General features: G+C 62.0%; 25 protein-coding genes, 1 tRNA gene and 1 riboswitch. Of the genes, 9 read left to right on the plus strand and 17 right to left on the minus strand.

Translation table 11 applies throughout. The features are described from left to right. Window positions 1–96 precede the first annotated feature (96 nt). A complete protein-coding gene (locus tag QMO82_RS25770) occupies window positions 97–684 on the plus strand; it encodes a hypothetical protein (RefSeq protein ID WP_183605581.1) in 588 nt (195 codons plus the stop codon). A 195-nt stretch (window positions 685–879) separates the two neighbouring features. On the opposite strand, the gene apaG is transcribed toward QMO82_RS25770, so the two are convergent. Together apaG and QMO82_RS25780 are read right to left on the minus strand one after the other, a co-directional pair. Next, complete coding sequence (apaG, locus tag QMO82_RS25775; protein WP_183606632.1) at window positions 880–1,272, minus strand: Co2+/Mg2+ efflux protein ApaG; 393 nt, start codon at window positions 1,270–1,272, stop codon at window positions 880–882. Window positions 1,273–1,514: 242 nt separating this feature from the next. Further along, window positions 1,515–2,699, minus strand: a complete 1,185-nt coding sequence (locus QMO82_RS25780) for an O-succinylhomoserine sulfhydrylase (protein ID WP_183605582.1) — start codon at window positions 2,697–2,699, stop codon at window positions 1,515–1,517. A gap of 42 nt (window positions 2,700–2,741) precedes the next feature. Further along, a riboswitch (SAM riboswitch) is annotated at window positions 2,742–2,820 on the minus strand. 73 nt (window positions 2,821–2,893) lie between these two features. Here QMO82_RS25780 and QMO82_RS25785 point away from each other — a divergent pair. Together QMO82_RS25785 and QMO82_RS25790 are read left to right on the plus strand one after the other, a co-directional pair. Beyond that, a complete protein-coding gene (locus QMO82_RS25785) occupies window positions 2,894–3,988 on the plus strand; it encodes a 2'-deoxycytidine 5'-triphosphate deaminase (RefSeq protein ID WP_183605583.1) in 1,095 nt (364 codons plus the stop codon). A 59-nt stretch (window positions 3,989–4,047) separates the two neighbouring features. Continuing rightward, window positions 4,048–4,121 (plus strand) — tRNA-Gly (locus QMO82_RS25790). 204 nt (window positions 4,122–4,325) lie between these two features. Here the strand turns inward: QMO82_RS25790 and QMO82_RS25795 are convergent. The 5 genes from QMO82_RS25795 to QMO82_RS25815 are packed head-to-tail and all read right to left on the minus strand — an operon-like array spanning window position 4,326 to window position 9,748. Beyond that, window positions 4,326–4,835 carry a DUF995 domain-containing protein gene (locus QMO82_RS25795; protein WP_183605584.1) on the minus strand — a complete coding sequence of 170 codons (510 nt, stop codon included), beginning with the start codon at window positions 4,833–4,835 and terminating at the stop codon, window positions 4,326–4,328. 18 nt (window positions 4,836–4,853) lie between these two features. Further along, a complete protein-coding gene (locus QMO82_RS25800; RefSeq protein ID WP_183606633.1) occupies window positions 4,854–5,792 on the minus strand; it encodes a glycoside hydrolase family 26 protein in 939 nt (312 codons plus the stop codon). Between the two features lie 19 nt (window positions 5,793–5,811). After that, the gene (locus QMO82_RS25805; RefSeq protein WP_183605585.1) at window positions 5,812–7,719 is read right to left on the minus strand and encodes a glycosyltransferase family 2 protein; all 1,908 of its coding nucleotides are present in this window, start codon (window positions 7,717–7,719) and stop codon (window positions 5,812–5,814) included. Further along, entirely contained in the window at window positions 7,716–8,702 is a 987-nt protein-coding gene (gene galE / locus QMO82_RS25810; RefSeq protein ID WP_183605586.1) for a UDP-glucose 4-epimerase GalE, read from the minus strand. The genes QMO82_RS25805 and galE overlap by 4 nt, the downstream gene beginning before the upstream one ends. After that, window positions 8,702–9,748: a UDP-glucuronic acid decarboxylase family protein gene (locus QMO82_RS25815; protein ID WP_183605587.1), complete on the minus strand. Its 1,047-nt coding sequence runs from the start codon at window positions 9,746–9,748 to the stop codon at window positions 8,702–8,704. The genes galE and QMO82_RS25815 overlap by 1 nt, the downstream gene beginning before the upstream one ends. A 354-nt stretch (window positions 9,749–10,102) precedes the next feature. On the opposite strand from QMO82_RS25815, the gene QMO82_RS25820 reads away from it, so the two are divergent. Continuing rightward, entirely contained in the window at window positions 10,103–11,251 is a 1,149-nt protein-coding gene (locus QMO82_RS25820; protein WP_183605588.1) for a helix-turn-helix domain-containing protein, read from the plus strand. A 26-nt stretch (window positions 11,252–11,277) separates the two neighbouring features. On the opposite strand, the gene QMO82_RS25825 is transcribed toward QMO82_RS25820, so the two are convergent. Next, the gene (locus tag QMO82_RS25825) at window positions 11,278–11,556 is read right to left on the minus strand and encodes a hypothetical protein (protein ID WP_183605589.1); all 279 of its coding nucleotides are present in this window, start codon (window positions 11,554–11,556) and stop codon (window positions 11,278–11,280) included. A 412-nt stretch (window positions 11,557–11,968) separates the two neighbouring features. Between QMO82_RS25825 and QMO82_RS25830 the strand changes: the two genes are divergently transcribed. Beyond that, entirely contained in the window at window positions 11,969–12,349 is a 381-nt protein-coding gene (locus QMO82_RS25830; protein WP_183605590.1) for a VOC family protein, read from the plus strand. A 261-nt stretch (window positions 12,350–12,610) separates the two neighbouring features. Here QMO82_RS25830 and QMO82_RS25835 read toward each other — a convergent pair whose 3' ends face one another. Continuing rightward, window positions 12,611–14,620, minus strand: coding sequence for a methyl-accepting chemotaxis protein (locus QMO82_RS25835; protein WP_183605591.1), 2,010 nt, complete (start codon window positions 14,618–14,620; stop codon window positions 12,611–12,613). A 417-nt stretch (window positions 14,621–15,037) separates the two neighbouring features. Here QMO82_RS25835 and QMO82_RS25840 point away from each other — a divergent pair, with 417 nt between their 5' ends. Continuing rightward, on the plus strand, window positions 15,038–15,913 hold the full coding sequence (locus QMO82_RS25840; RefSeq protein ID WP_183605592.1) for a transporter substrate-binding domain-containing protein: 876 nt from the start codon (window positions 15,038–15,040) through the stop codon (window positions 15,911–15,913). An 18-nt stretch (window positions 15,914–15,931) separates the two neighbouring features. Here QMO82_RS25840 and QMO82_RS25845 read toward each other — a convergent pair whose 3' ends face one another. From QMO82_RS25845 to QMO82_RS25865, 5 genes are all read right to left on the minus strand, one after another. Further along, window positions 15,932–16,345, minus strand: coding sequence for a tellurite resistance TerB family protein (locus tag QMO82_RS25845; RefSeq protein WP_003570543.1), 414 nt, complete (start codon window positions 16,343–16,345; stop codon window positions 15,932–15,934). 82 nt (window positions 16,346–16,427) lie between these two features. Next, entirely contained in the window at window positions 16,428–17,147 is a 720-nt protein-coding gene (locus QMO82_RS25850) for a thermonuclease family protein (protein WP_183605593.1), read from the minus strand. A gap of 11 nt (window positions 17,148–17,158) precedes the next feature. Beyond that, window positions 17,159–17,848, minus strand: coding sequence for a helix-turn-helix transcriptional regulator (locus QMO82_RS25855; RefSeq protein ID WP_183605594.1), 690 nt, complete (start codon window positions 17,846–17,848; stop codon window positions 17,159–17,161). A 147-nt stretch (window positions 17,849–17,995) separates the two neighbouring features. Beyond that, entirely contained in the window at window positions 17,996–18,643 is a 648-nt protein-coding gene (locus QMO82_RS25860; protein WP_183605595.1) for a response regulator transcription factor, read from the minus strand. 92 nt (window positions 18,644–18,735) lie between these two features. Beyond that, window positions 18,736–19,134, minus strand: a complete 399-nt coding sequence (locus QMO82_RS25865; RefSeq protein WP_183605596.1) for a hypothetical protein — start codon at window positions 19,132–19,134, stop codon at window positions 18,736–18,738. Between the two features lie 118 nt (window positions 19,135–19,252). Between QMO82_RS25865 and QMO82_RS25870 the strand changes: the two genes are divergently transcribed. Together QMO82_RS25870 and QMO82_RS25875 are read left to right on the plus strand one after the other, a co-directional pair. After that, window positions 19,253–19,606, plus strand: a complete 354-nt coding sequence (locus QMO82_RS25870) for a DUF952 domain-containing protein (protein WP_183605597.1) — start codon at window positions 19,253–19,255, stop codon at window positions 19,604–19,606. Further along, window positions 19,603–20,691, plus strand: a complete 1,089-nt coding sequence (locus QMO82_RS25875) for a quinone-dependent dihydroorotate dehydrogenase (RefSeq protein ID WP_283196553.1) — start codon at window positions 19,603–19,605, stop codon at window positions 20,689–20,691. Before QMO82_RS25870 ends, QMO82_RS25875 begins: the two co-directional genes overlap by 4 nt. On the opposite strand, the gene QMO82_RS25880 is transcribed toward QMO82_RS25875, so the two are convergent. The 3 genes from QMO82_RS25880 to QMO82_RS25890 all read right to left on the minus strand — a co-directional run bounded on the left by QMO82_RS25880 (window position 20,667) and on the right by QMO82_RS25890 (window position 22,864). Next, entirely contained in the window at window positions 20,667–22,013 is a 1,347-nt protein-coding gene (locus QMO82_RS25880) for an MATE family efflux transporter (protein WP_183605599.1), read from the minus strand. The genes QMO82_RS25875 and QMO82_RS25880 overlap by 25 nt on opposite strands. 85 nt (window positions 22,014–22,098) lie before the next feature. Continuing rightward, complete coding sequence (locus QMO82_RS25885; protein ID WP_183605600.1) at window positions 22,099–22,596, minus strand: CAP domain-containing protein; 498 nt, start codon at window positions 22,594–22,596, stop codon at window positions 22,099–22,101. A 1-nt stretch (window position 22,597) separates the two neighbouring features. Next, the gene (locus tag QMO82_RS25890) at window positions 22,598–22,864 is read right to left on the minus strand and encodes a DUF6460 domain-containing protein (RefSeq protein ID WP_183605601.1); all 267 of its coding nucleotides are present in this window, start codon (window positions 22,862–22,864) and stop codon (window positions 22,598–22,600) included. Window positions 22,865–23,056: 192 nt separating this feature from the next. Here QMO82_RS25890 and QMO82_RS25895 point away from each other — a divergent pair, with 192 nt between their 5' ends. Continuing rightward, window positions 23,057–23,989, plus strand: a complete 933-nt coding sequence (locus QMO82_RS25895) for a class I SAM-dependent methyltransferase (protein ID WP_183605602.1) — start codon at window positions 23,057–23,059, stop codon at window positions 23,987–23,989. Window positions 23,990–24,107: the final 118 nt, after the last annotated feature.

A 24,107-nucleotide genomic window follows, 5' to 3' on the forward strand; every position in this document is an offset into this window, starting at 1 on the left:
TTAGCGATGATGCAGCACGGTGACTCGACTTTGCGTAGTCACTGTGCACCTATTCTGTTTCTTGGTTCTGGCCTAAGAAAGCGGGATGGGGCGTTGATGCGACTTTTGTTTTTTGTACTCGCACTCATAGCTGCGGTGCCACGAATGAGCTTGGCTGATGACGAGACAGTCCAATGGAAAGAAGTCGGCGGCTGGAAGGTGGCTGTCGACAAGACCCTAGGCAACGGCTGCTTTGTTCTGACTTCCTTCGAAGACGGCACGGTTTTTCGTCTTGGCCTCAATTATGTCAAAAAGGAAAGTCCTTTTTACATTCTGATTGGAAATGTAAATTGGAAATCCTTGGAAGACGGGAAGCAGTATCCCCTTGAATTTTATTTAGATCGCTCAAAATGGACAGTTGATGCGAGCGCCGTGGACCTTGATGGCTTTAAGGCATTATGGATCGATTTTAAGGATTCGAGCTTGGTTGCCGAGTTCGCTCGTAAATTGAGCTTTCGCGCGACCTTTAACGGAAAACAGATTGTTGCCCTGAGTTTAAAAAATTCCGTCAAGGCAACCGACGAGATGCTCGCCTGCCAAAAAGCGGTAAATGCTGCCGTTGCCCAACAGCCGGCGCCGCCACAATCAAAAGATCCGTTTGAAGCAAAGCCAGGTACTCAGGCCTCGGATCCTTTTGACCTTTAAAGCATGTCGCGCGTGCAGCAGTTTTAGCAAAGACATACGAAAAACAAAGACCTAAAGCGCGGCACGCGAACCTGAAAGATCGCGACGCGCCTTAGCAGATGATTGACGGAAGATGACGTCTGGATGCCCTGCGCTCATAGGACGCGCTGGGCCCCTCTGCCGCTTTCAATCTGCGCTCGATTTCGGGATCATACGTCAGTTAAGCACCCGCAGCAGCCCCGGTGAATCCAGCGAGAAGGCGGGGATGTCGACATCGAATATCTCGCCTTCGTCCGTTTCCATCTGGTAATGGCCGAACATCAGTCCGGAGGGGGTGTCGAGCGGGCAGCCGGAGGAATATTCGTAGGTGTCGCCGGGGCTGAGCCGCGGCTGTTCGCCGACGACGCCGGGGCCTGTCACTTCGTCCACCTGTCCGTTCTGGTCGGTGATGTTCCAGTAACGGTTGACCAGGCGAACGGCTATGCCGGAATTGTTGCTGATGACAATCCGGTAACCCCAGACATAGCGATCGTCTTCCGGATCGGATTGCTCCTCCAGATAGAACGGTTCGACGACGACTTCGATATCCTTTGTGAGGGCGCGATACATGCCTTGCACCTTAGTCAAGATATGTTACCCGTATCTTATAAAGAGGCCATGTCCGTCAAGGAACGGAACGTTGATCAGTGATGAAACCGTCATGATCGAAGGGTTTTCGATCGTTAAGCCTAATCGTCAGTGTTAATTTTACCTCCGAACGCCGGCGCGGGCGAACTTGTTCCCCCCGACCTCACGGAGCGAGGTCCGGCAGCGGCCGAACCGCGAATGGGTCCGGCCGCTATTCCAGTCGGTCAGGCCGAGACCTTGGCAAGCGCCTTGGCGAAATCCTCGATCAGGTCGTCGGTATCCTCGATGCCGGCCGAAAGGCGCACCGTGCCGGGAGAGATGCCGAGTTCGGCACGCGCCTCCTCCGTCAAGTTCTTGTGCGTCGTCGTGGCCGGATGGGTGATCAGGCTTTTGCTGTCGCCGAGATTGTTGGAGATCTTGACGATATCGAGTGCGTTCTGCAGCGCGAAGGCCGCTTCCTTGCCGCCCTTCAGCTCGAAGGCGACGAGGGTCGAGCCGCCGGTCATCTGCTTGGCGATGATATCGGCCTGCGGATGGTCCTTGCGGCCGGGATAGATCACCTTGGCGACCTTGCCCTGCTCGGCCAGAAAGTCGGCGATCTTCGCCGCATTCTGCGTCTGCTGGCGCACCCGTAGCGGCAGCGTCTCGATGCCTTTCAACAGCGTCCAGGCGTTGAACGGCGACATGGCCGGGCCGGTATGGCGGAAGTAATCGTGCAGGTTCTCGTCGATCCATTCCTTGTCCGCAAGCACCACGCCGCCGAGGCAGCGGCCCTGGCCGTCAATATGCTTGGTGGCGGAATAGACGACGATGTGGGCGCCGAGCTCCAAGGGCTTCTGGAACAGCGGCGTGGCGAAGACGTTGTCGACCACGACCTTGGCGCCGACCTGGTTGGCGAGCTTGGCGACCCCTGCGATATCGACCACCTCGAGCGTCGGGTTGGTCGGGCTTTCCAGGAAGAACACCTTGGTGTTCGGCCGGATCGCCTCTTCCCAATTCTTGAGATCGCGGCCGTCGACCAGCGTGCATTCGATACCGTATTTCGGCGCCAATGTTTCCACAACCCAGCGGCAGGAGCCGAACAGGGCGCGGGCCGCGACGATATGGTCGCCGGCCTTGACCTGGCAGAGGACTGCGGCGGCGACGGCCGCCATGCCGGAGGCGGTAGCGCGGGCGTCTTCGGCGCCTTCGAGCATGCACATGCGCTTTTCGAACATGTCGTTGGTGGGGCTGCCGTAGCGGGCATAGATGAAGCCGTCGGTCTCGCCCTTGAAGCGGGCTTCGGCCGCTTCCGAGGTGTCATAGACGAAACCTTGCGTGAGATAGATTGCCTCGGAGGTCTCGCCATATTGCGAACGCAGCGTTCCGCCGTGGACGAGTTGGGTTGCCGGGCGCCAGGTCTTGCTCATGCCATCACCTTCACATAACAAAAAAACCGGTCGCAAAAGCAGACCGGTTTCAACCCGGTCTTTTTAGCCACTTGTTTAACGTGGCTGCAAGCCGACCGGCCAAATCACCACGGGATAATTCTGCAATACTGCTGTTAGCTGCTTGCGTCAATTCCCCGAGTTTGGTTTTGTCGGCGGCAAATGATGGATGAGGCATGATGGCTCGTGAAACGGGAATTCTGGCGGATCGCGCGATCTCCGCGCTGTTCGAAGCGGAGCGTCTGATCTCCGAACGGGAGCTGGACCGCGACCAGATCCAGCCGGCAAGTCTCGACCTGCGCTTGGGCGCCAAGGCCTTTCGCGTGCGCGCCAGCTTCATGCCCGGGCCCTCGCACCTGGTGTCCGACAAGCTCGACCGGCTGAGCCTGCATGTCATCGACCTCACCGAAGGCGCGGTGCTCGAAACCGGCTGCGTCTACATCGTGCCGCTGATGGAGAGCCTGGCGCTGCCGGCCGACATGTCGGCCTCGGCCAATCCGAAGAGCTCGACCGGCCGCCTCGATATCTTTACCCGCGTCATTACCGACTACGCCCAGGAATTCGACAAGATCCCGGCGGGTTATTCCGGCCCGCTCTATCTCGAAATCAGCCCGCGCACCTTCCCGATCGTCGTGCGCCGCGGCTCGCGCCTGTCGCAGATCCGCTTCCGCGTCGGCCATTCCCTGCTCGGCGAGCCGGAATTGTTGAAGCTGCATGAAAGCGAGACCCTGGTCGCCAGCAAGCAGCCGAACGTATCGGGCGGCGGTATCGCGCTGTCGATCGACCTTGCCGGCGACAAGGACGGCCTGATCGGTTATCGCGGCAAACATCACACCGCCGTCGTCGATGTCGACAAGAAAGATCAGCACGACATCTATGATTTCTGGGAGCCGCTCTATAGCCGCGGTCGCAACGAGCTGATCCTCGATCCCGACGAGTTCTATATCCTCGTCTCGCGCGAGGCGGTGCACGTGCCGCCGGATTATGCCGCCGAGATGACGCCCTTCGATCCGCTGGTCGGCGAATTCCGCGTCCATTATGCCGGCTTCTTCGATCCGGGCTTTGGCCATGCCCCGGCCGGCGGCCGCGGCAGCCGCGCCGTGCTCGAAGTCCGCAGCCACGAAGTGCCCTTCATCCTCGAAGACGGCCAGATCGTCGGCCGCCTGGTCTACGAACACATGCAGGAAAAGCCCGCCAGCCTCTACGGCTCCGGCCTCGGCTCCAACTACCAGGCCCAGGGCCTCAAGCTCTCGAAGCACTTCCGCATCTGAGGCTTCCCGGCGGCCGCGACTTGACAGCGGCCCCCATCTGTTGGAAATCTCAGCGCATCGCGGGTGTAGCTCAATGGTAGAGCAGCAGCTTCCCAAGCTGAATACGAGGGTTCGATTCCCTTCACCCGCTCCAGCTGCCCCTCAGGCTAGTTGTCTACTAACGTCCACAGACGTCCAATAAATCCATGTAAATCAGTGGCATAAAGAGGCCCCGGGCGTCCGTTCGCCGCCTTTTGAAGGCGCTTCGCGATCTTTTATGAAAAGGGTTGCGCGCAGGCATCGGCTCCTACAAGGAAACAGATGGCGCCTCGGCCGCGCGCAACCCCTAGCTTCGCCTTTATTTGGTCCTACTGACGCTCGTCTCAATCCTCCCCAATTGAGAACTTACGTAGTCGCCGTGGCGAAGCTTTGCGAATTCGTCGGTGGCTTGTGCCAGTGCGCTCTTGAAAACGTACCATTCACCGTCCGGTTCGCGTTTCTGATAGATCAGGCCGCCCTTCTTGCGGTGGCTGAAGCAGGTGATTGCCGTCGCCGTTCCGGTCTTGGCGTGCCAGTCGGCGTTGAAGCAGAGTTTCCCCGACTCCGTGATGAACCAGCGGCCCATGCCGAAGGATGGCGAGCCATTTTCCCGCGACCAGGCGGTAAAGCGACGCGCCTTTGTGGAGAAGTAGCCGGCGCCGGCTTTCCACATCCAGGAATTCTGGTTGTAGAGCCGATAGATTTCCGCGCTGCTCATCGGCTTTGCGGTCTCGATCCCCGCAGGCTCATTGGTTCCGGCAGCGGACGCGGCCGTGGCGATACCGCTGGTCAGGGCCACGGCCAGGAGCATTTTTTGAAGCATGGACATGTTCAGGTTCCTTCTTGTTCAATTGATGCTTTCGCGGACGACCCGCCAGTCGGGGCGGCCATAGCCGTCCGGCCACGGATAGACTTCACGGTCGTTGAAGTAGATGACGGCGCTGAGCGCCGGGAACTGGGGATAGCGTTTCGTTACGCTCTCAGCCCAGTTTCGCACGAAGGAATCGTCGCCTTCGTAGCCGAGTTCGGCAACCATGATGGGCTTGCCGTAACCAGCGACACGGGCGTAGCCGGGCGCAAGGTGCTCGGCAAACGTCTGGTCACGGCCAGTCTTGTCCCTGTCGTATTGCTCCAGGCCAAAGACCGAGAGCCCGATGAGATCGACGACATCGTTGCCGGGATAAAAGGCTTGAAGCCCCTCATTGCCCTTCGGTGACCACATGTATTTGGCCGTCTTCAGGTGGACCTTGCAGACCTCCACCATCCGGCGATAGGCCTTGGCATAATCGGCGCCCTGCCAATGCGACCAGGAGAACTGGCTGTCGGTTTCGTCCATTTCCTGTCCCCAGCGAATGATGACCGGACTTTTCAGCTTGGCAGCAGTCGAGCAGATGGCGGCCATGTTCGCATCGCGCGAACCGTCCAGGATGCTGTGCAGCAGTTCCTGCGAGGTTTGGCGCCAATCGGCTGACCAGGTCCACGGCTCGACCGAGATCAGCAGGGTGCGGCCACGCGCTTGCGCATAATTGTCGGCGAGGGTGAGCGTGCCCAGATCGACATCTTCCCAGGGCAGGAAGAGGTGTTCGATCTTCGAATCGGGCGAGGCGCCTAAATCTCCGTGCGGATCATAGGCGCCGAACGTGATCGACTCCTTCGTGACGACCGGCATTTTGGTCGGCGGCGCAATGGACGATGTCGTCATTGCAAGCGGCTGCCCTTCGGCAAAGCTGCCCAGAGCGGTCGGCAGGACCGCGACTCCCGACAGCAACAGGCCGGTTAACGACAACAGGGCTATTTTGGATGGGCTATGCATTGTGTACTTCCTCTACGCTCGGCCGCACATCCGGGTGAGCGGCATCCGTTCTCAGTTGGATCTCCTCCGGAGCGGAAATCCATCGTGGTTTGAAGAAGATTGTGCGCAGGGCAGTCCCGCCCCGGCCTGCACCGGAGACGGCATAGCGCTCTTCGAACAGCTGAAGGCGGCCGCTGCCCCAGGCGAGTGCCTCGGTCGCATCCTGTCCGCGCATGACGGTTGCAACCCCCGGCAGCGCGACGAGCGCAAGAAGCACGGTCGCCATCGCCGGACGGTAGAAACGCGGCGCCGCCGCAATCATATTTTCCTTCGAATGGCGCCCGACGATGACCAACAGCAGCGCGCAGTAGATTGCCGCGTTCAGGATTGTAAAGAAGTAACCCCCCTTGGAGGCGCCGGCATCGCCGATTGCCAGGGCGGGCAATACCGCCATGAGCGCCAGCAAAGCGTAGGGCGCCAGGACACGCACCGGCAGCAGATCGACTTCGGACCGCCCTTTCGGCGTGACGCGGAAATCGACGAAGGAGCCTGTCGCAAAATCGTGCACCGCAGCCAGCGTGCCGGCGAGCGCCCAGGGCCAGCGCGCGAAGAGAAAGAGCATGCATTCCCAGCTCAGGATCTTGGCGTCGTAGGGGCGGAACGAGCTGCTGGCGCGCCAGCGATAAGCCATCACCACGAGAGCGATAGAAAGCGGTGCGAAATGCGCCAGGAAATCTGGATAGGTCACCGTCACGAAGTTCTGGCCGCGCATGAGCGCGATGATCGGCAACGCAAACATGAGCAACATAAAGAACGCAAAAAGCGGATACCAGAGTTGCGAAAACAGGAACTGGAACTTGAGCCGGGGCGGCAGCCGGCCGACGAGGCTCGGCGAGTACCGCAACAGCACCATGACCAGGCTGCGCGACCACTGGAATTCCTGCGTCACGAGATCGCTGAAGGTTCTAGGGCCGTCACCATGGGCGATGGCATCCAGCGCATGCACACCCCGCCAGCCGTCGGCATTCATCATCAATGTCGTCGAATGGTCTTCAGCCAACTCCGGGCCGAGGCCGCCGATCTGTTTGAGGGCGACGGTGCGTACCGCGTAATGCGACCCTATGCACAGCGGCGCCAGGCCGCCATTGTAACCGGCTTGGAGCGAGCCATGCATGCTGGCCTCGACATAGAGCCTTCCACGTGCCGACCAGCTTTCGGAAGCGTTCTTGTCGCAAATGCTGGGGGCCGAGACATAGCCGACCTTTGGATCGGCGAACGGACGCAGCATGTGGAAGAGATAGTCGGGCGCGGGAACATGATCCGCATCGAGTTGCGCCACGAAATCGTAGCTGTTGTAGCCGTGGTGGTCGTAGAAGAAGGCGAGGTTGCCTTCCTTGCACCGCGTGCGTCGGGGCCACGACGTCCGATGATAATCGGATCGCCCCTTGCGGGTCGAGACGAGGACCCCGTGCCCGGAGCACCAGTCGAGAGTCTCGGGGGAAGGATCTTCGTCGGCAAGCCAGGTGTCGTGTTCCACCTCCTGGGCAAGCATCGCCAGCAGGGTTTCACTGACGACCGAGAAGGGTTCGGCCGGCGCCTTGGTCACGACCATGGCCACTCGACTGCCCGCCGGCAGGCGCAAGGGACCGTTCGGTCTTGCCGCCCGATAGAAGACGACGATGAAATAGGCCGGCAGAGCGGTAACCCAGGAAAGAACGAGGCTCACCGTAATTGTGCCGAAAGCATCGACGTGATGGCGCGGCTCCAGCCACCAGATCCAGAAATAGGCGAGGGCGCAGGCCCATACGGCCGCCGAGACCAGATATTCGGTCCGCCGATGTCCGGTCAGAACCGGGACAAGAAGCGGCTCGTGGGAGAGTTCCGGAGCATGCGTCGCTTGGGTAATCGCAAGTTCGGTCACGCGCGCGCCTCCAGTCCGAAGAACGGAGCCGCCGTCCGCACGATGGTTTCGAGGTCGGAATATCGAGGCTGGAAGCAGAGCGTCTGGCGGGCCAGGCTGGCGTCGGCGTAGAGGCTGGGCGGATCGCCCGGCCGGCGTGGATGGATGACGACCGGGACTTCGCACCCGGTCGTTTCCTGGATCACGCGCAGGATTTCCCTGATGGAAAAACCCCGCCCGGTGCCGAGGTTGACAGCGAGGTTTGCTCCGCCTTTGGCGAGATGGGTGAAGGCCTGAACATGGGCGCGCGCGAGATCTGCGACGTGAATATAGTCCCTTATGCAGGTCCCGTCAGGGGTATCGTAATCATCGCCGAATATCTCCAGGTGCGGAATCCGGCCGGCCGCGGCCAGCAGCGCCCGCGGAATGAGATGGGTTTCCGGAACGTGCCATTCGCCAAGCTCGCCGTCCGGATCGGCTCCACACGCATTGAAGTAACGCAGGGCAACATACCGCAGGCCGTAGGCCGCCGCATAATCGGCGAGCATATCCTCGCCGATCTGCTTGGTCTTGCCGTAGGGATTGATCGGAGCCTTCGGCAACGTCTCATCGATCGCCAGCACGGAGGGGACGCCGTAGACGGCACAACTCGATGAGAAGATGACGTTCTGAAGCCCCGTCTGCCGGCAGGCATCGATAAGCGACAATGCACCGCAGACATTATTGTTGTAATATTTCGCTGGGTTTTGCACGGACTCGCCCACGTAGGCCGAGGCGGCGAAGTGGATGACGGCATCGGGAGCATATTTCTCGATGACCTCGATCAGGCATGGCGAGTCGAGGACGTCACCTTCGACGAAAGGGCCCCAGCGCACGGACGAACGGTTTCCGGTCGTGAGATTGTCGTAGACGACAGGCTCAATTCCCTCCGAGCGGAGGAGCTTGGCGGTGTGGCTGCCGATATAGCCGGCACCGCCCGTGACAAGGACCCGGGGCGCATCCATCAGACCGCCTCCAGTTCGCGTGCCGGACGGGTGAGAAGGCCATCGAAATAGTCGATCGTGTGACGCAGGCCGCTCGACAAGTCGATCTTCGGCCGCCAGTCGAGTTCCTGCATGGCAAGCGAAATATCGGGGCAACGCTGCCGGGGATCGTCAACCGGCAGAGCGCGATGGATGATTTGCGACCGGGAGCTGGTCAATCCGATTACCTGCTCGGCCAGCTCCCGGATCGTGAATTCGCCCGGATTGCCGAGATTTACAGGCCCCGTCAGCGATGGCGGTGAGGCCATCATGCGGACCATGCCGCCGATGAGATCATCGACGAAACAGAACGAGCGGGTCTGCGAACCGTCGCCATATATCGTGATGTCTTGCCCCGTCAGGGCCTGTACGATGAAATTCGAGACGACGCGGCCGTCGTCCGGACGCATCCGCGGGCCGTAGGTGTTGAAGATGCGGATGATCTTGATCTCGACGCCGTGCGTGTTGTGGAAGTCGAAGAACAGCGTCTCGGCGCACCGCTTGCCCTCGTCATAGCAGGAGCGCGGCCCGAACGAATTGACGTTGCCCCAGTAGCTTTCGACTTGCGGGTGGACGTTCGGGTCGCCGTAGACTTCGGAGGTGGATGCCTGAAGGATGCGTGCGCCGGTGCGCGCGGCCAGCTCCAGAAGGTTGAGGGAGCCCAGCACGCAGGTCTTTGTCGTATGGACCGGATCGGCCTGATAATGCGGGGGCGATGCCGGGCAGGCGAGGTTATAGATCTCGTCGACGTCCAGATCGAGCGGGTGGACGATATCGTGGGCGACGACATTGAAGCGATCGACTCGCTTCAGATGGGCGATATTGGGCCGCATGCCGGTGGAAAAGTTGTCGAGGCAGATCACCTGGTGTCCGGCGGCCAAAAGCGTCTCGCACAGATGTGATCCGAGGAAACCTGCACCGCCGGCGACAAGAACTCTCTTGGGAGGACGGGATATTCCGGATGGATCATTTGCATCACGAGCCGAAGTTTGCGCAGAGCGAGCATGAATCTTACCAAGATAGTTCACGACTACCTCCCGTGTTTTCAGATTTTGCTATGGGATCTTCGATAGTTACTTCGCTACACCGCGAAACTAAGTCGTTCGATCATGCGAATATTTTATTCGTCCGGTTTTTCTTTTGGAAAGCACCGATGTCTATTTAGATACAGCTAAGGGAGGCAATTGTCGTTATCCTCACGTCCTGGAAATTATCGCTCCGTACATTTCAGAGCGAAGGGGAATATGATAAACAACTTATGGAGGTGACTGTTCGAGCACCTCCGCTTTTGCAGACGGAGTTCTGCGGAGATTTCAGCCGCAAAAACAATTGCTTTTCTCAATTTCCATGGCTCGGGTCGGGTTATGCGCTGGAGGAATTGGATGGCTACAGGGTCTGAATCCGACGATGATCCTGCCGCGGAACAGGAACGGCCGGCGCATATGGAACGGCGGCGCTGGCCGCGTGAACCGGCCATGCGCAAGGAACGCCCACCCCATGGCTCCCCTGCACTCGTGCCGCTGCGATTCTCGACGCAGGACCTGCCACCGGCAGAACAATTCCAGGCCTGGGGGGCACATATGGCGCCGCTCGTGGATGTTCATCTGCCGGAGGGAAAATCACCGGAAGACGGGTTCCTCGCGGAGCAGATCGGCTGGCATCTCGGCGATATCCTCATCGTCCAGCAGCGCGCGCATGCCCACAGGTATATCCGTGATCAGGCCATGCTTGGATCGAGCCCCATCGACCATTGGAACGTCGGCCTGCAGCGCAGCGGCCAAGCCTGGACTGAGGTCAACCGTCGTGTCACCGAGACCAGTGCCGGCGAGATATTTTTCATGTCTCTCGGCAGCCCCTATCGCGGACGGATGACCGATGCCGAAGCTTTGCTCGTGTTCCTGCCCTATGAGCTGCTGGCTCGCGATGCGAGCCTTCTCCAGAACGCCGGCAGCACGGTTCTTTCGGGCAGCCACGCCGAGTTGCTCACGGGCTATCTCACGGGCCTCGAAACGAACCTCGGCAATCTGACGATAGAGGAAGTGCCCCGGATCATCCAAACCATCGGCGATATGGTCGTTGCGGGCGCCGCATCGTCCACAAGGACTGATACCGGTCAAAGCCAGACCAACATGGGACTGATGGAGCGGGCGCACCGCTACATTCACGTCAATCTCCATTCGGAAAACTTGACACCGGACATGATGTGCCGCGCGTTGGGGATTTCGCGTACGCGGCTTTACCAGCTGTTTGAAGCGAACGGAGGCGTGCTCAATTATATTCGCAAGCGGCGATTGCTGCAGGCCTATGCGGATCTCAGCAATTCGGCCGACCACAGGCCGATTTCAGAAATCGCAGAAGCCGCCGGTTTCGAGGTCGCCGCCAATTTTACGCGCGCCTTCATCCACGAATTCAGGCTGAGCCCGCGTGAAATCCGAAGGACGGTGGCAACCCAACAGCGGCCGGCTCCGGCCATCCGCTCCACGCGGCGTTACGGAAAAACGATCGGTGATTGGCTGGCCCTGACGGGTTGATCCAACAAGTTTCACGCCGACCAAGCCTAATCCCCGAAAAAGCGGATCGGCTTGTACCGCCGATGCGCGATGATCAGGCTCCGATCGGGCTGGATGATGTAGGTTTCCTCGACCTGCCGGCCGTATTGGTCGATGAAATCATGCGGGAAGGCGGAGCCTGGGGGTGATTTGGTGAGTTTGCTGCGCGGCTGGCCGCTATAGGTGATGCTGCCGGGGATGGGTTCGAGGCCAGGTCCGCTGTAGCTGACGGTGTTGCATCCCGCGAGAGCGAGCGTGCCGATCAGGCCGATGACTGCAGGTTTCATATTTACCCCCTCGCAATGCCATGAATAATATCACTCAGCGCCTTGCCGGATAGAGTTCACGACACGAACGCCCATGCCGCTCTCCAACCTTCGAGAAGCGTCGCCGGGGACACCGTGATCGCGCGGTCGGCAGCCACTTATAGATATTAGGCTGAAAATCCCGTTTCACCAGCCGCACCGTCATCCATTGCCGAAATCGATGCCGTCTGCTAGATCGGCAGCGTCGAAAAAGGCAGGATCGGTTGAGGTAAGCCCGATTCCTTCCGCTGGAGCGTCAAGAGCGCTCTCGCGAAGCTCTGCTCCGTGCCATGGCACGAGAACCCGCGACGTGATCCGCATCAAGATGCGGGATCCCGGCGGCGTGCGGAGACGGCAAAAGGCAGTCCCGGGATTTTTTCGAACGGAGACTGTCATGCGCCTGAACCATCTCGATTTTCACGTACCGGATATCGCCGCGACGGCGGATTTCTTCATCCGCCATTTCGGCTTGACGCTGAAGGATATGCGCGGCCAGAACGGCCTGGCGATCCTGGAAGACGATGCCGGCCTCGAAATCGTCCTCAGCCACGCCATCGCAAAGTTCGGCACCGCCGATCAGGTGGAGATCGGCCGCCAGACCTATCATATCGGTTTCATCCTGCCCGAAAGGGCGGATGTTGATGCCGTTCATGCCGGGTTGGCTGCTGCCGGTACTGCGCTGTCCGGCCCGCCGGTCGCCATGCGCGGCGGCTGGCTGTTTTATTGCACGGCGCCTGGAAACATTCTGGTCGAGATTGGTTGGCGGCCGGGTTAGGCGAAGCCTCAAAGGGAAAGGGCGGCGTCCGCCGTCCGCCCCTCATCCGGCTGCCGCCACCGACCGGGGTCGAGCCACGGGTCTCGACCCGTCCTTCGGACCCCCGTAAACGGGGCGAAGGGACCATGCCGCGACCTCTCCGTTCCTCGTTCATCTCTCGCAGGGCACGTCCCCTCGCCCCGCGAGCGGGGAGAGGGTTAGGGTGAGGGGCAATCGGTGGTCCGAACCAGGCAGCCGTGCCTTGCGCCGAAGATCTGCTGCTCAGAATTCCGTCCAGTCCGGATCCTGGCTCGACGGAGTGCTGGGGCCGGCGCCAAAGGCGTTGGCGATTTTTTGGCCGAGGGCGCGGGCCGGTGAGGCGGCGGGGCGGGCTGTCCCTTCCTTGGCAACGCGGATCGGGGCGGCCCCGACTGCCGGGCGGGGAGCCACGCGCGGTGCTGCTGCCGGCGGCCGGGCCGACGCGATCGGCGCGCTGGCGGTAAAACCGCCCGTGCCGGTCAGCCGGAACTGGCCGAGCAGGTTGTTGAGCGCTGCCGCTTCGGTGGCGAGGCCGTGGCTGGCCGCCGTCGATTGCTCGACCATCGCCGCATTCTGCTGCGTGCCCTGGTCCATGGTGTTGACGGCGGTGTTGATCTCCTGCAGCCCGATCGATTGCTCGCGCGCGGCTTCGGCGATCGCGTGGACGTGCTGGTTGATCTCCTGCACCTCGGTGACGATCACATCGAGCGCCTTGCCGGTCTCGCCGACCAGCGAGACGCCGGTCTGCACATGCGTCCCGGAATTGGTGATCAACGACTTGATTTCCTTGGCGGCATTGGCCGAGCGCTGGGCGAGTTCGCGCACTTCCTGGGCGACGACCGCAAAGCCCTTGCCGGCTTCACCGGCGCGGGCGGCTTCGACGCCGGCGTTCAGAGCCAGCAGGTTGGTCTGGAAGGCGATGTCGTCGATGACGCCGATGATATTGCCGATCGCGACCGAGGACTGCTCGATCTGCTGCATCGCCGCGACGGCCTTGCGGACGATCTCGCCCGACTTCTCGGCGCCGAGGCGGGTGCGGGCGACGAGCTGGCTCGCCTCCTCGGCACGCTTGGCGGCGTCGCGCACCGTCGTGGTGATCTCTTCGAGTGCTGCCGCCGTTTCTTCGACGGAGGCTGATTGCTGTTCCGTCCGCCTGGAAAGCTCGTCTGCAGAAGAGCGGATCTCATTGGCGCCGGCGCCGATCGCCCGGGCATTGGCGCCGACCGTATTCATGGTTTCGTCGAGCTTTTCGACCGAGTTGTTGAAATCCTGGCGCAGCGCATCGAGATGGGCGACGAAGGGCTCGTCGATATGCGAGGCGAGATCGCCGGCGGCCAGGCGGCGCAGGCCATCGCCGAGGGCTGCGACGGCGCGGTCGAGTTCGGCGGCTTCGCGGGTCTTCTGCGCCTCGCGTTCGCGGCGCTCGCTGTCGCTGACATTGCGGTCGGCCTCTGCGCGCGCCTCGATTTTTGCACGCTCGATTGCGTTGTCGCGGAAGATCGAGACTGCCTTTGCCATCTCGCCGACTTCGTCGCCGCGGTCGAGACCGCTGACATCGCTGGTGGTGTCACCCTCGGCAAGCCGGGTCATGCGCTGGCGCAGTTGCATCATCGGGCCGGCGATGCCGAGCTGGGCGACGACCACGCTGAAGCCGACGGCAAGAAGAACGGCGATGCCGATCAGCACGAAGCAGAAGACGATCCGCCTGTTGACCGACGCCGAGAGCGCGTCGCCGCCGTCGTTGAGCATTGCCATCATCGCGTCGTTGTTGGCGGTCATTTTCGGCGTCAGCGCACCGAGCTTGGCATTGATCAGCGCGACATTCGAAAGCGCGCCGGCGCTGTCCTTGACCTTGCTCTGCTCGATGATCTTGTTCGCCAGGCTTTCGATCTCATTGATGCCGGCCTGGATCTCATCGATCGCTGCCTTGCGGCCGGGCACCAGCGCCAGCGCCTGCTTCATCTGGTCACGCGCCTGTGGCAGCTTGCTCGGCTTGGCAAGCGCCGTCTGGTACGCCGGCGTATCCGGCTTCATGTCGGCAAGCAGGGTGACCTGCAGCACCGAGGCCACCGCCGATGCGCTGGCGCGCGCGCTCAGCATCGAGGCCTGGGCCTCATGATCGATGAAGGCGCTGTAGGCGGCGTCCGCCCGGCGGAACTCGGCGATGACATAAATCAGGCCGGCCATCGTGACCAGCCCGAGCAGCGCCACGACCGAGATGATTTTCGTACGGATTTTCAGATGCTTCAACATGGAAATGTCACCCGATTGACGGGGCGTGTCGCGCGCCCGGTGCTTTTGAAATCAATTGCTGCAGAAAAGGTGCTGCTTCAATATCGTGGTTCAAGGATATGTTTGGACTGACGGGTGCATCATGCGATCGGCTGGCGGGGTCCGATGTCGTCGCCACAAATAAAAGGCGATATTCTTTAATTCTGCGCTAACACGGGGGCGGTGGATGCCGGCAATTTTTAGGGGCTGAGAGGTTCGTGCCCATGGCACCCAAGACAAAGCCTTGGAGCGCCAGGGGCCTCGAAGGGCGAGGCGGGTGTGCCGACGCGACTGTCGTCCGCTCCCGTCACTCCCACCCATATTCCCCGTCCCGTATGACTCTGATACATCTTGCCGACGCCGCAACGCTTGCCCCTGAACCCCGAGACCAAGACCACGATGACACAATCCAAGCTGGCATCCCTGACTCTGAAGGGCTTTCTCGCATTCGGCCTGTTTTTGTCAGCACTTTTGTCGGGTCTTGCCGCATCCGCGCAGCAGGCGGCGCCTTCGCTGCCGCTGCTTTTCGATGCCCGCGAGCGTCTTGCCAAGCCCGATCTCTCTTCGTTGGTGCGGCTGCGCTTCCTGACCTCGGTCGATTTTCCGCCGTTCAATTTCACCGATCAGAACGGCAAGCTGTCCGGTTTCAATGTCGACCTCGCCCGCGAAATCTGCAGCGAGCTGGAGATCTCGGACAAGTGCCAGATCCAGGCGATTCCCTTTGCCGATTTGAAGGATGCGCTCGCCGCCTCGCAGGGCGATGCGGTTATCGCCGGTCTTGCCGTGACCCCGGAGCTGCGCCGGCAATTCCTTTTCTCCCGGCCCTACCTGATGCTGCCGGCACGCTTCGTCCGCAATCTCGCCCTGCCGCTCGACGGAAAGACCGCTGCTGCGCTTTCCAGCCATCCGGTCGGTGTCGTCAGGGGGACGGTGCATGAGGCGATGCTTTCAGCCTTCTTTCCGGCGATCAAAGCGCAAGCCTTCGACACCAAGGACGCCCTGCTGGCGGCGCTCAAGGACCGCAAGGTCGATGCCGCCTTTGCCGATGCGCTGCAACTTTCTTTCTGGGTTTCCGCGCCGGCCTCGGCCAAATGCTGCGCGCTGTTCGACGGCCCCTATCTCTCCGAACAATTCCTCGGCGAGGGCATGACGATCATGCTGCGGCAGAAGGACAGCGTGCTGACGGCGGCCATCGACCACGCGCTCGCTACGCTGTCGCGCAACGGTCGTCTTCAGGAAATCTATCTCAGGTATTTTCCCTACGGGCTCTATTGAAGCCGCGGTCCAATTTGTTCAGCCCTTGCGGAAACGAGCAATCGCGCTGCGTTCGATCGCCGCGCAGGTGAGCTTGTCCAAGCCGAGCCGGTCGCGCAGCAGGCTGAGCAGCCGGAGTTCCTCCGCCTTGACCGAAAGATCGGCGGAAGCGACTTCGACGGCCAGCGCATAGGCGGTGTCGTAGAGTTTTGCCGGCAGGGTGTCGCGCACGGTTTCGAGAACGACGTCGAGGCCTTCCGGTCCGGCAAGCAGTGAGGCGCAGTCGCGCGCCACCGAAATCAGCTTGTCGTCATCGAAATCCCGGAAGACGGGCAGGAATCCGATCAGCTGGCCGATCCTTTCCATCTCCCGGTCGTTCATCGTGCTGTCGACGGCGGAGGCCATCACCATCACGTAGATCAGCGCGTCATGGGCGGAAAGCGGCTTGTTCATCTCTGATTCCCTTTTCAATCAGCCCAGAGTAGGAATTGGCAGCCGGCATTACAAGGGATCGGCTCCCTGTCAAGGCCGCCGGTTATCTCCGGCGCGGGTCGTCGCCGTAAATGCCTTTTCCCGCCTGCCTGGCCGTCTCGGCGGCTGATGCAAGCGGCGAACCCGCCGCCGCTTCCGCCCAGCCGTTTTCGATAAGCCATGCGCCGAGATCCTGCGGGCCGAGCCGGCAGGTTGCCGACACGGTTCCCTTCCATTCCGCGGTATCGAGATCGCAGCTGACGCTCCGGTTGCGCAGCAGCTGGCGCAGCGCCGTCTTCGCCATCATGCCGCAGGGCCATTGCCGGCCCGCCGGCCCGCATATTTTATCGGCGGCTGTCGGAATGACGCCGGCAAGCTGAAGCCGGCGCTCGCCGAACGAAAGACTGCCGGCATTTTCGACCGCCGGCCGCGCCAGCTCCACCGGCTTTTTCGCGGCCGGACCTGCCGCTTGCTGGGTGGCGGTTTGGGCTTGCTGAGTGACATCGGTGGGTTTGGCTGCCTCGCGGTCGCCCGGTCCTGCGCCTGCTCCCGGCGCTGGAGGTGGCGCCGGTTCCGCCAAGCCGGCGATCCTTTCGGCTTGTTCGTCCGATATCGCGGGTTCGCCGGGCTCGGGAGCCGCAACCGCCGCGGCGCTTGCCGTCTCCTCCGTAGATACCGTTTCGTCGCCGGCGGTGCCGCCGCGAAGCCTTGCTTCGCCGGCCATCAGCAGGCCGGCCACCACCGCCATCCCGATGAGACCTGTAAAGACGGCGGCAGGGCGCATGGAATATCTTCCTATTGGCTGGCCCAGATGATGCGGGCGATCCAATCGACATCGGAAAGCTCGAGGGTGCGGTTGGGATGGTCGGGATTGAGCGACAGCAGCTCGATCGACCGCGGGCTCTGGCGCAGCAGCACCTTGGCCATCACCTCGCCCTCGCGTGTTCTGACCACGACGCGGTCGTTGCGGCGCACCTGCGCCGCCGGCTCGACGATCAGCACGTCGCCGTCGCGATAGAGCGGCATCATGCTTTCGCCCTGCACCTCCAGCGCATAGACGCCCGATTTCTGCGACGGGGCTGCCGGAAATTCCACCACGTCCCAGCCCTGGCCGGCCGGAAAGCCGCCATCGTCGAAGAAGCCGCCGGCGCCGGCCTGGGCGAAGCCGAGCAGCGGAATCGAGCTGCCCTGCGGCGTAACCGCGCGATCAGGCTGTTCGGTCCACTGTTCAGCCCCTTGTTCGGAAAGCGCGGCGCCCGGCCGCAGGAAGGCAAGAAACTGCTCTATGCTCGCCCCCGTCGCGTCGAGCACCTTGGCGATCGATTCCGTCGAGGGCCAGCGCAGCCGCCCGTCGGCGGAAAGCCGCTTCGACTTGTTGAAGGAGGTGGGGTCGAGCCCGGCGCGCCGTGCAAGACCTGATGGCGTCAGCGCGTGCCGTTCGGCAAGCCTGTCGATCGCCCCCCAGATCTGCTCGTGTGACAGCATATGCGCCTGATCCCGGCGGCTCGTGCACGCCGCGCTTCAACCGGGCCGAATATTAACCGACCGTACCGCCTGAGTAAAGGCAAAAGAGGAATAAAATCCTGCCCTTAGCCGCCGGCCGATATCGGATGTCATTTCGCTGCTGGGCGTTCAGGCGACCATCGCCATGTTGATCTTGCCGAGCTGAATGACCGCCTGCGTCCGGCTGTCGACATCGAGTTTCAGCAGGATCGCCGAGACATGCGCCTTGATCGTCGCCTCGGAGACGCCGAGTTCGTAGGCGATCTGCTTGTTCAAAAGCCCTTCGGCAAGCATGGTCAGCACCCGGCTTTGCTGCGGCGTCAGCGTATGCAGGCGGCGGATCAGGTCGGCGACATCCGGATCCTGCTCCTGCCCGTCGCGATAGCTTTCGGGCGTGGCGATATCGCCGGCCAGCACCGTCTGGATGCTGCGGCGAATGTCGTCGATGCCGGAAGATTTGGAAATGAAGCCGGAAGCGCCGAGTTCCAGCGCCCGGCGGATCGTGGTCGCATCGTCGGTTGCCGAGACGATGACGATCGGCAGGCTGGCGAATTCGGAGCGCAGCGCCATCAGGCCGGAAAAGCCGCTGACACCAGGCATGGCGAGATCGAGCAACATCAGGTCGGCATCCGCATGGGCGCCGGCCGCCTTGCGTGCGGCCGCAAAATCGCCGGCCTCGATAATCGACTGCCGGCCCTCCATGCCGATGACCGCCTGGCGCAGCGCGTCGCGGAAAAGCGGATGATCGTCGGCGATGATGATGGTCTGTTCGTGCATCGAAAACTCCCTCCCAAGAGCCCGATCATGCCGGCATGCGACGCCGTCCCTCCGCGTTGAATGCTGGTTTGCTGGTATAGGACTATATCAGATCAGGTCTTCTGCGGAAGGGGATTGGTGTTTTCCTCGGCCCGGAACTCCTTCACCATCCCCATGAAACTCTTCATCATCCGTTCCATGATGCTGATCGAACGCTCGACCTCGGCATCACTCGGCAGCGCCCGCTGGATGACGCCGCCTTGTTCCAGCTTCGTCACCCGCTCGGAAAGCCGGTCGAGTTCGTCCTCATAGGCCGCCCGCTCATCCGCCGCCATCCGACAGACGAGGGCGCCGTCCTTGTCCTGGCAGATCGACATCGCCCCGGTCTGCCGGTCGAGCCGGACGAAATGGTCGCCGCTCTTTTCCAACTGGAAGCGGCCCGCATCGGCTTCCGCGGCTGCGGCCGCCAACGGCAGGAGAATAACGCCAAGTGTGAGAACCAAAATCTTCATCGTCTCATCCTCCGGAATTTGCTTCCACTGGTCCCGTTTTTCGCGCCGGGGCGTGGACATCGCCGCCTCTTTCCGGCAAAGCCCTCGTGACCCAAGGACCAGCAATTGCGAGGCCATAATGAGCGTGACACCGACCCTTTACAAGATCGTGACGGAAACGCTTTGGCAGCAAGCCAGACAAACCGGCATTTTTCATGGCGCCGGCATCGATCTCAAGGATGGCTTCATCCATTTCTCGACGGCAGCCCAGGTGAAGCAGACCGCCGCCCTGCATTTTGCCGGCCAGTCCGGCCTGCTGCTGATTGCCGTTGATGGCAGCGGCTTCGGTGACAAGCTGGTCTTCGAACCCTCACGCGGCGGCGATCTCTTCCCGCATCTCTTCGCCGATCTGCCGCTGGCAGCCGTGCTCTGGGAGGCGGCGCTGCCGCTCGACGAAGCCGGCGCCCATATCTTCCCGGAGCTTACGCCATGATCGATCCCTTCAAGCGTCTCGCCCGCAAGGGTCTCTTCCTGTTCGATCCGGAAACGGCGCACGGCATGTCGATCGCCGCGCTGAAATCCGGCCTGGTGCCCGCCTGTCAGATTACCCCTGATCCGCGTCTGCGCCAGACCGTCGCCGGCCTTACCTTCGAAAATCCGCTCGGCATGGCTGCCGGCTACGACAAGAATGCCGAGGTGCCGGAAGCGCTGCTGAAGCTCGGCTTCGGTTTTACCGAGATCGGCACGGTGACGCCGAAGCCGCAATCCGGCAATCCGCGCCCGCGCATCTTCCGCCTGGTGGAGGATGAAGGCGTCATCAACCGCCTCGGCTTCAACAATGAAGGCCATGATGCCGCCTTCGGGCGCCTCGTCGCGCTCACGGGCGGCGGTATGATCGGCGTCAATATCGGCGCCAACAAGGACAGCGAAGATCGCATCGCCGATTATGTCGCCGGCATCCGCCGCTTTTATTCCGTCGCGCGCTATTTCACCGCCAACATCTCCTCGCCGAACACGCCGGGCCTGCGCGACCTGCAGGCGCGCGAAAGCCTGGACGCGCTGCTGTCGTCCGTGCTGGCGGCGCGCGACGAGATGGCGGCGACAACAGGCCGGAAGATCCCGGTCTTCCTGAAGATCGCCCCCGATCTGACCGAGGAAGGCATGGACGATATCGCCGCGGAAGTGCTCTCGCATGCGCTGGATGGGCTGATCGTCTCCAACACCACGCTGTCGCGCGACGGCCTCAAGGATCAGCGCCGGGCGAAGGAGGCGGGCGGCCTTTCCGGCGTGCCGCTGTTCGAAAAGTCGACGGCGGTGCTCGCCCGGATGCGCAAGCGCGTCGGCCCCGATCTGCCGATCATCGGCGTCGGCGGCGTCTCCTCGGCCGAAACCGCGCTGGAAAAGATCCGGGCGGGCGCCGATCTCGTCCAACTCTATTCCTGCATGGTCTATGAAGGCCCTGGCTTGGCCGGCGATATCGTCCGCGGCCTGTCGAAACTCCTGGACCGCGAAAAGGCCGCCTCGATCAGCGACCTGCGCGACACCAGGCTGGATTATTGGGCGGCGCGGAAGGTCTGATCGGCCCGGCGCTTGACCAGCATCGCCAGCAAGACGCCGCGAAAGAGCAAAAAGGCGTTCATCGCCAGCCACAGGCCGTGATTGCCGAAGAGCGGCACGAAGACCGCGAGCATCAGGAGATAACCGGCAAAGGACATCAGCATCCGGTTGCGCATTTCGGCCGACCATGTCGCGCCGATGAAGACCCCGTCCATCAGGAAGGCGAGCGCGCCGGTCAGCCCGGTCACCGCCGCCCAGGGCAGATAGGTTTCGGCCGCCTGCCGCACTTCGGGTGAGGTCGTCAGCACCGAGATCAGCCAAGGGCCGGCGAGGAAGAAGAAGGCGGAGCCGAGCGCCGCCAATCCGAAGGACCACAGGGTCGTAAGCTTCAGCCCGCGGTCGAAGGCCGGCCGGTAATGTGCGCCGATCGCCCGGCCGATGATCTGTTCGGCGGCATTGGCAAGCCCGTCGAGATAATAGCCTGACAGCAGGAAGAAATTCATCACCACGGCATTGGCGGCCAGCGTCACCGCGCCGAAGCCGGTGCCGATCCGCGTCATGATGGTGAAGGCGCCGATCAGCACGAAGGTGCGGATCAGGATGTCGCGATTGAGCGCGAAAAGCTCGGCCAGCCGGTGCCTGGAAACGATCTCCGCCCATGCCGGCCGCTCTGTCTTGTCAAAGCCGCTGAGCACGATGAAAAGCCCGGCGAGCGCGCCGACCGTTTCGCCGGCCATCGTTCCCCAGGCGACCCCCGCCACACCCCAGTCGAGCTTCAGGCCGAGATAGATGGAAAGCAGGATGTTGATGCCGTTGATGATCGCCTGCAGCAGCAGCCCGACATTGCCCTGTCCGCGCCCGAGCACGAAGCCGAGGATGGCGTAATTGGCGAGCGCTGCCGGTGCCGCCAGCATGCGGATCGAGAAATAGGTGCTGGTCGCCTCGGCGATCGCGCCTTCCGCCCCCATCAGCGTCAAGCCCGCCGCCATCAGCAGCGGCGAAAGACAGAGCAGCGCCAGCCCGCAGCCGAGCGCCGAAATCAGCGCCCGGGAGAAAACCGCCTGCTGCTCGTGCTGGTCGCGCCGGCCGTAAGCCTGCGCCGTCAGCCCTGTCGTCGAAGCGCGCAGGAAGTTGAAGCTGCCGAGGATGAGATCGAAAAGCATCGCGCCGATCGCCAACCCCGCCAGCGCCTCCGCATTGCCCATCCGGCCGACCACGGCGGTGTTCGTCAGCCCGAGCAGCGGCGTCGTCATGAAGCCGAGCGTCATCGGAAGCGCGATCGACAGCACCATCAGGTGCGTCACGTCGAAAGCAAGCGCGTTGTGATTGCTGCGTGTATCCATGCCGGCCTCGTCGCGGCAGCGCCAGGCGTCGTTTCAGACGCGCAACAGACGCTGCATCACTTGAACTGCTGCAGGCGGAATCGCCTCAGCTGGAAAGCACCATGGCCCAATAGGGCAGGTTCCGGGAAGAGGCATTATGGGCGACGGCGACGCCGAGGCCGTCATAACGGCCGAGCATGTTTTCCAGATGATGCGGCGAATTGATCCAGGCGGTCACCACCGCATCGACGCTCTGCTGGCCGGAGGCGATATTCTCGGCCGCCGGCAGCCGGACACCACTTGCTTTCACACGTGCGCCGAAACTGTCGGTCATCCCCATCAGATGCGCCATCTTGCCGGCGCTCGCCATGCGTTTGGCCTGGAACAGAGCGGCGTTACTCGCGGCCGGGTCGATGGCCAGCGGCGGCAGGCCGTTCTTTGCCCTGAGCTGGTTGACGAGCGGCAGCACGCGCGCCGTCTCGTCCTCGCCGTCCGAGGGCGTGCCGGCGATTCGCGGGGTCGTGGTGCAGCCGGCGATGCCGGCGGCGAGCGCAAGTCCGGAAAGGCGCAGCAGCCCGCGCCGGGAAAGATCGATGGATGTCATATTACCGGCGATAGCTGAAAAGGCGAAGGATGACGAAGAGCGGAATGACGATCGTCGCGCCGAGGATCAGATAATCGCCGACGCGCCCGAGGGCCGCAAAGCCGCGGTGCCAGATTTCCAGGATGAAGTCGCGGATTCCATAGATGATATTCCACGGCGTCAGCCCGAACACGGTCATGACGAAACCGACGATCAGCGACACCACGATAAGCTTTATCAATGTGCGGCCGATTGAATCGCCGAGGAATCTGTTCGCCTGATCGGACATACGCCATCTCCTATTTGCCCTTGGAATAAGGTCACGGCCTTCAGCCCGCAAGCCCTTTCCGGAATTGGCCCCTAAGCCCCTTGCGGGCTTGGCCGATTCGCTCCCTTTGTGGCTGGGCCGCTTCGCCTCTGAAATAGGACTTGAGTTTTTTTGTGACCGCCGCCAAATGCGGGCCAACCAATAGGTCCGTTGATGCAGCCCCACCAGCTTTCCTCCGGCGATGTCATCGCCGACCGCCGCGCCGATTATGCCAGGATGCTCGAAGAGGGCGGTGAGCCGGAGGCGGCGGCCGAGCTGATGGAGCAGGCGCTCGAACTCGTGCCCGCCTGGGCCGCCGGCTGGTATCGCCTCGCCACCTATCTGGAAAAGGCGGGCAGGGCGGTTGCCGCGATCGAAGCCTATCGCAAGACGCTTGCCCTCGATCCCGATGATATTTTCGGCGCCGCCCTCAAGCTCGCCCTTCTCGGCGATGTCGCCACGCCCGACCGTCCGCCGAGCCCCTATGTCGAGCGCCTTTTCGACGATTATGCCGATCGATTCGAATCAGCCCTTGTCGACAAACTCGACTACAGCGTCCCGCAGAAGCTCGCAGCCCTCGTCGCCTCCACCGGCAGGCATTATGACCGCGCTATCGATCTCGGCTGCGGCACCGGCCTGCTCGGCCCGGAGATCCGCGCCAATGTCGCCCACCTCGAAGGCTTCGACCTCTCGCAGAACATGCTGGCCAAGGCCGCCGAGAAGCGGGTTTATGATCACCTCGCCCGGGCCGATCTCTCGCTCGCGCCCGAGCTCTCCGGGCTCTTTGCGGGTGCCGGGCGCCATCGCGCCGATCTGGTGACGGCAGCCGATGTGCTGATGTATCTCGGCAATCTCGAAAGCGTCTTTGCCATCATCGGAGAACTCGCTGCGCCAGGCGCCGATATCGCCTTTTCCGTCGAGGATACGGGCCATGGCGATGGTTTTCATCTGGCCCCGTCGCTGCGTTACGCCCATTCGGAAAGCTATGTCAGCATGCTTCTTGCCCGCCACGACCTCGAAATCCTTGCGACCGTCAAGTCGGTCATTCGCAAAGATGGCGGAAAGCCGGTGTCCGGCATTCTGTTCCTTACGCGCAAGGCGGCGTGAGCGAACTTTTCTTGCGATGTTTTTATAGGTCAGTATTGCTTACCTATTTCGCTTGATCGGAAGCCCGAAAAACCCGATACTGCACCGCATCAGCAGAGAGCGCGGCAATTATCGCCGA

Source organism: Rhizobium sp. BT04 (genome assembly GCF_030053135.1).
Lineage (GTDB): Bacteria > Pseudomonadota > Alphaproteobacteria > Rhizobiales > Rhizobiaceae > Rhizobium > Rhizobium binxianense.

Bases quoted from the DNA above. Each gene is read 5' to 3' on its own strand.
- QMO82_RS25850 (WP_183605593.1), bottom strand. From the start codon at position 17,147: ATGCGCCCTGCCGCCGTCTTTACAGGTCTCATCGGGATGGCGGTGGTG.
- QMO82_RS25840 (WP_183605592.1), top strand. From the start codon at position 15,038: ATGACACAATCCAAGCTGGCATCCCTGACTCTGAAGGGCTTTCTCGCA.
- QMO82_RS25820 (WP_183605588.1), top strand. From the start codon at position 10,103: ATGGCTACAGGGTCTGAATCCGACGATGATCCTGCCGCGGAACAGGAA.
- QMO82_RS25875 (WP_283196553.1), top strand. From the start codon at position 19,603: ATGATCGATCCCTTCAAGCGTCTCGCCCGCAAGGGTCTCTTCCTGTTC.
- apaG (WP_183606632.1), bottom strand. From the start codon at position 1,272: ATGTATCGCGCCCTCACAAAGGATATCGAAGTCGTCGTCGAACCGTTC.
- QMO82_RS25880 (WP_183605599.1), bottom strand. From the start codon at position 22,013: ATGGATACACGCAGCAATCACAACGCGCTTGCTTTCGACGTGACGCAC.
- QMO82_RS25825 (WP_183605589.1), bottom strand. From the start codon at position 11,556: ATGAAACCTGCAGTCATCGGCCTGATCGGCACGCTCGCTCTCGCGGGA.
- QMO82_RS25780 (WP_183605582.1), bottom strand. From the start codon at position 2,699: ATGAGCAAGACCTGGCGCCCGGCAACCCAACTCGTCCACGGCGGAACG.
- galE (WP_183605586.1), bottom strand. From the start codon at position 8,702: ATGGATGCGCCCCGGGTCCTTGTCACGGGCGGTGCCGGCTATATCGGC.
- QMO82_RS25795 (WP_183605584.1), bottom strand. From the start codon at position 4,835: ATGTCCATGCTTCAAAAAATGCTCCTGGCCGTGGCCCTGACCAGCGGT.
- QMO82_RS25895 (WP_183605602.1), top strand. From the start codon at position 23,057: ATGCAGCCCCACCAGCTTTCCTCCGGCGATGTCATCGCCGACCGCCGC.
- QMO82_RS25855 (WP_183605594.1), bottom strand. From the start codon at position 17,848: ATGCTGTCACACGAGCAGATCTGGGGGGCGATCGACAGGCTTGCCGAA.
- QMO82_RS25885 (WP_183605600.1), bottom strand. From the start codon at position 22,596: ATGACATCCATCGATCTTTCCCGGCGCGGGCTGCTGCGCCTTTCCGGA.
- QMO82_RS25860 (WP_183605595.1), bottom strand. From the start codon at position 18,643: ATGCACGAACAGACCATCATCATCGCCGACGATCATCCGCTTTTCCGC.
- QMO82_RS25830 (WP_183605590.1), top strand. From the start codon at position 11,969: ATGCGCCTGAACCATCTCGATTTTCACGTACCGGATATCGCCGCGACG.
- QMO82_RS25785 (WP_183605583.1), top strand. From the start codon at position 2,894: ATGATGGCTCGTGAAACGGGAATTCTGGCGGATCGCGCGATCTCCGCG.
- QMO82_RS25865 (WP_183605596.1), bottom strand. From the start codon at position 19,134: ATGAAGATTTTGGTTCTCACACTTGGCGTTATTCTCCTGCCGTTGGCG.
- QMO82_RS25890 (WP_183605601.1), bottom strand. From the start codon at position 22,864: ATGTCCGATCAGGCGAACAGATTCCTCGGCGATTCAATCGGCCGCACA.
- QMO82_RS25845 (WP_003570543.1), bottom strand. From the start codon at position 16,345: ATGAACAAGCCGCTTTCCGCCCATGACGCGCTGATCTACGTGATGGTG.
- QMO82_RS25835 (WP_183605591.1), bottom strand. From the start codon at position 14,620: ATGTTGAAGCATCTGAAAATCCGTACGAAAATCATCTCGGTCGTGGCG.
- QMO82_RS25870 (WP_183605597.1), top strand. From the start codon at position 19,253: ATGAGCGTGACACCGACCCTTTACAAGATCGTGACGGAAACGCTTTGG.
- QMO82_RS25770 (WP_183605581.1), top strand. From the start codon at position 97: ATGCGACTTTTGTTTTTTGTACTCGCACTCATAGCTGCGGTGCCACGA.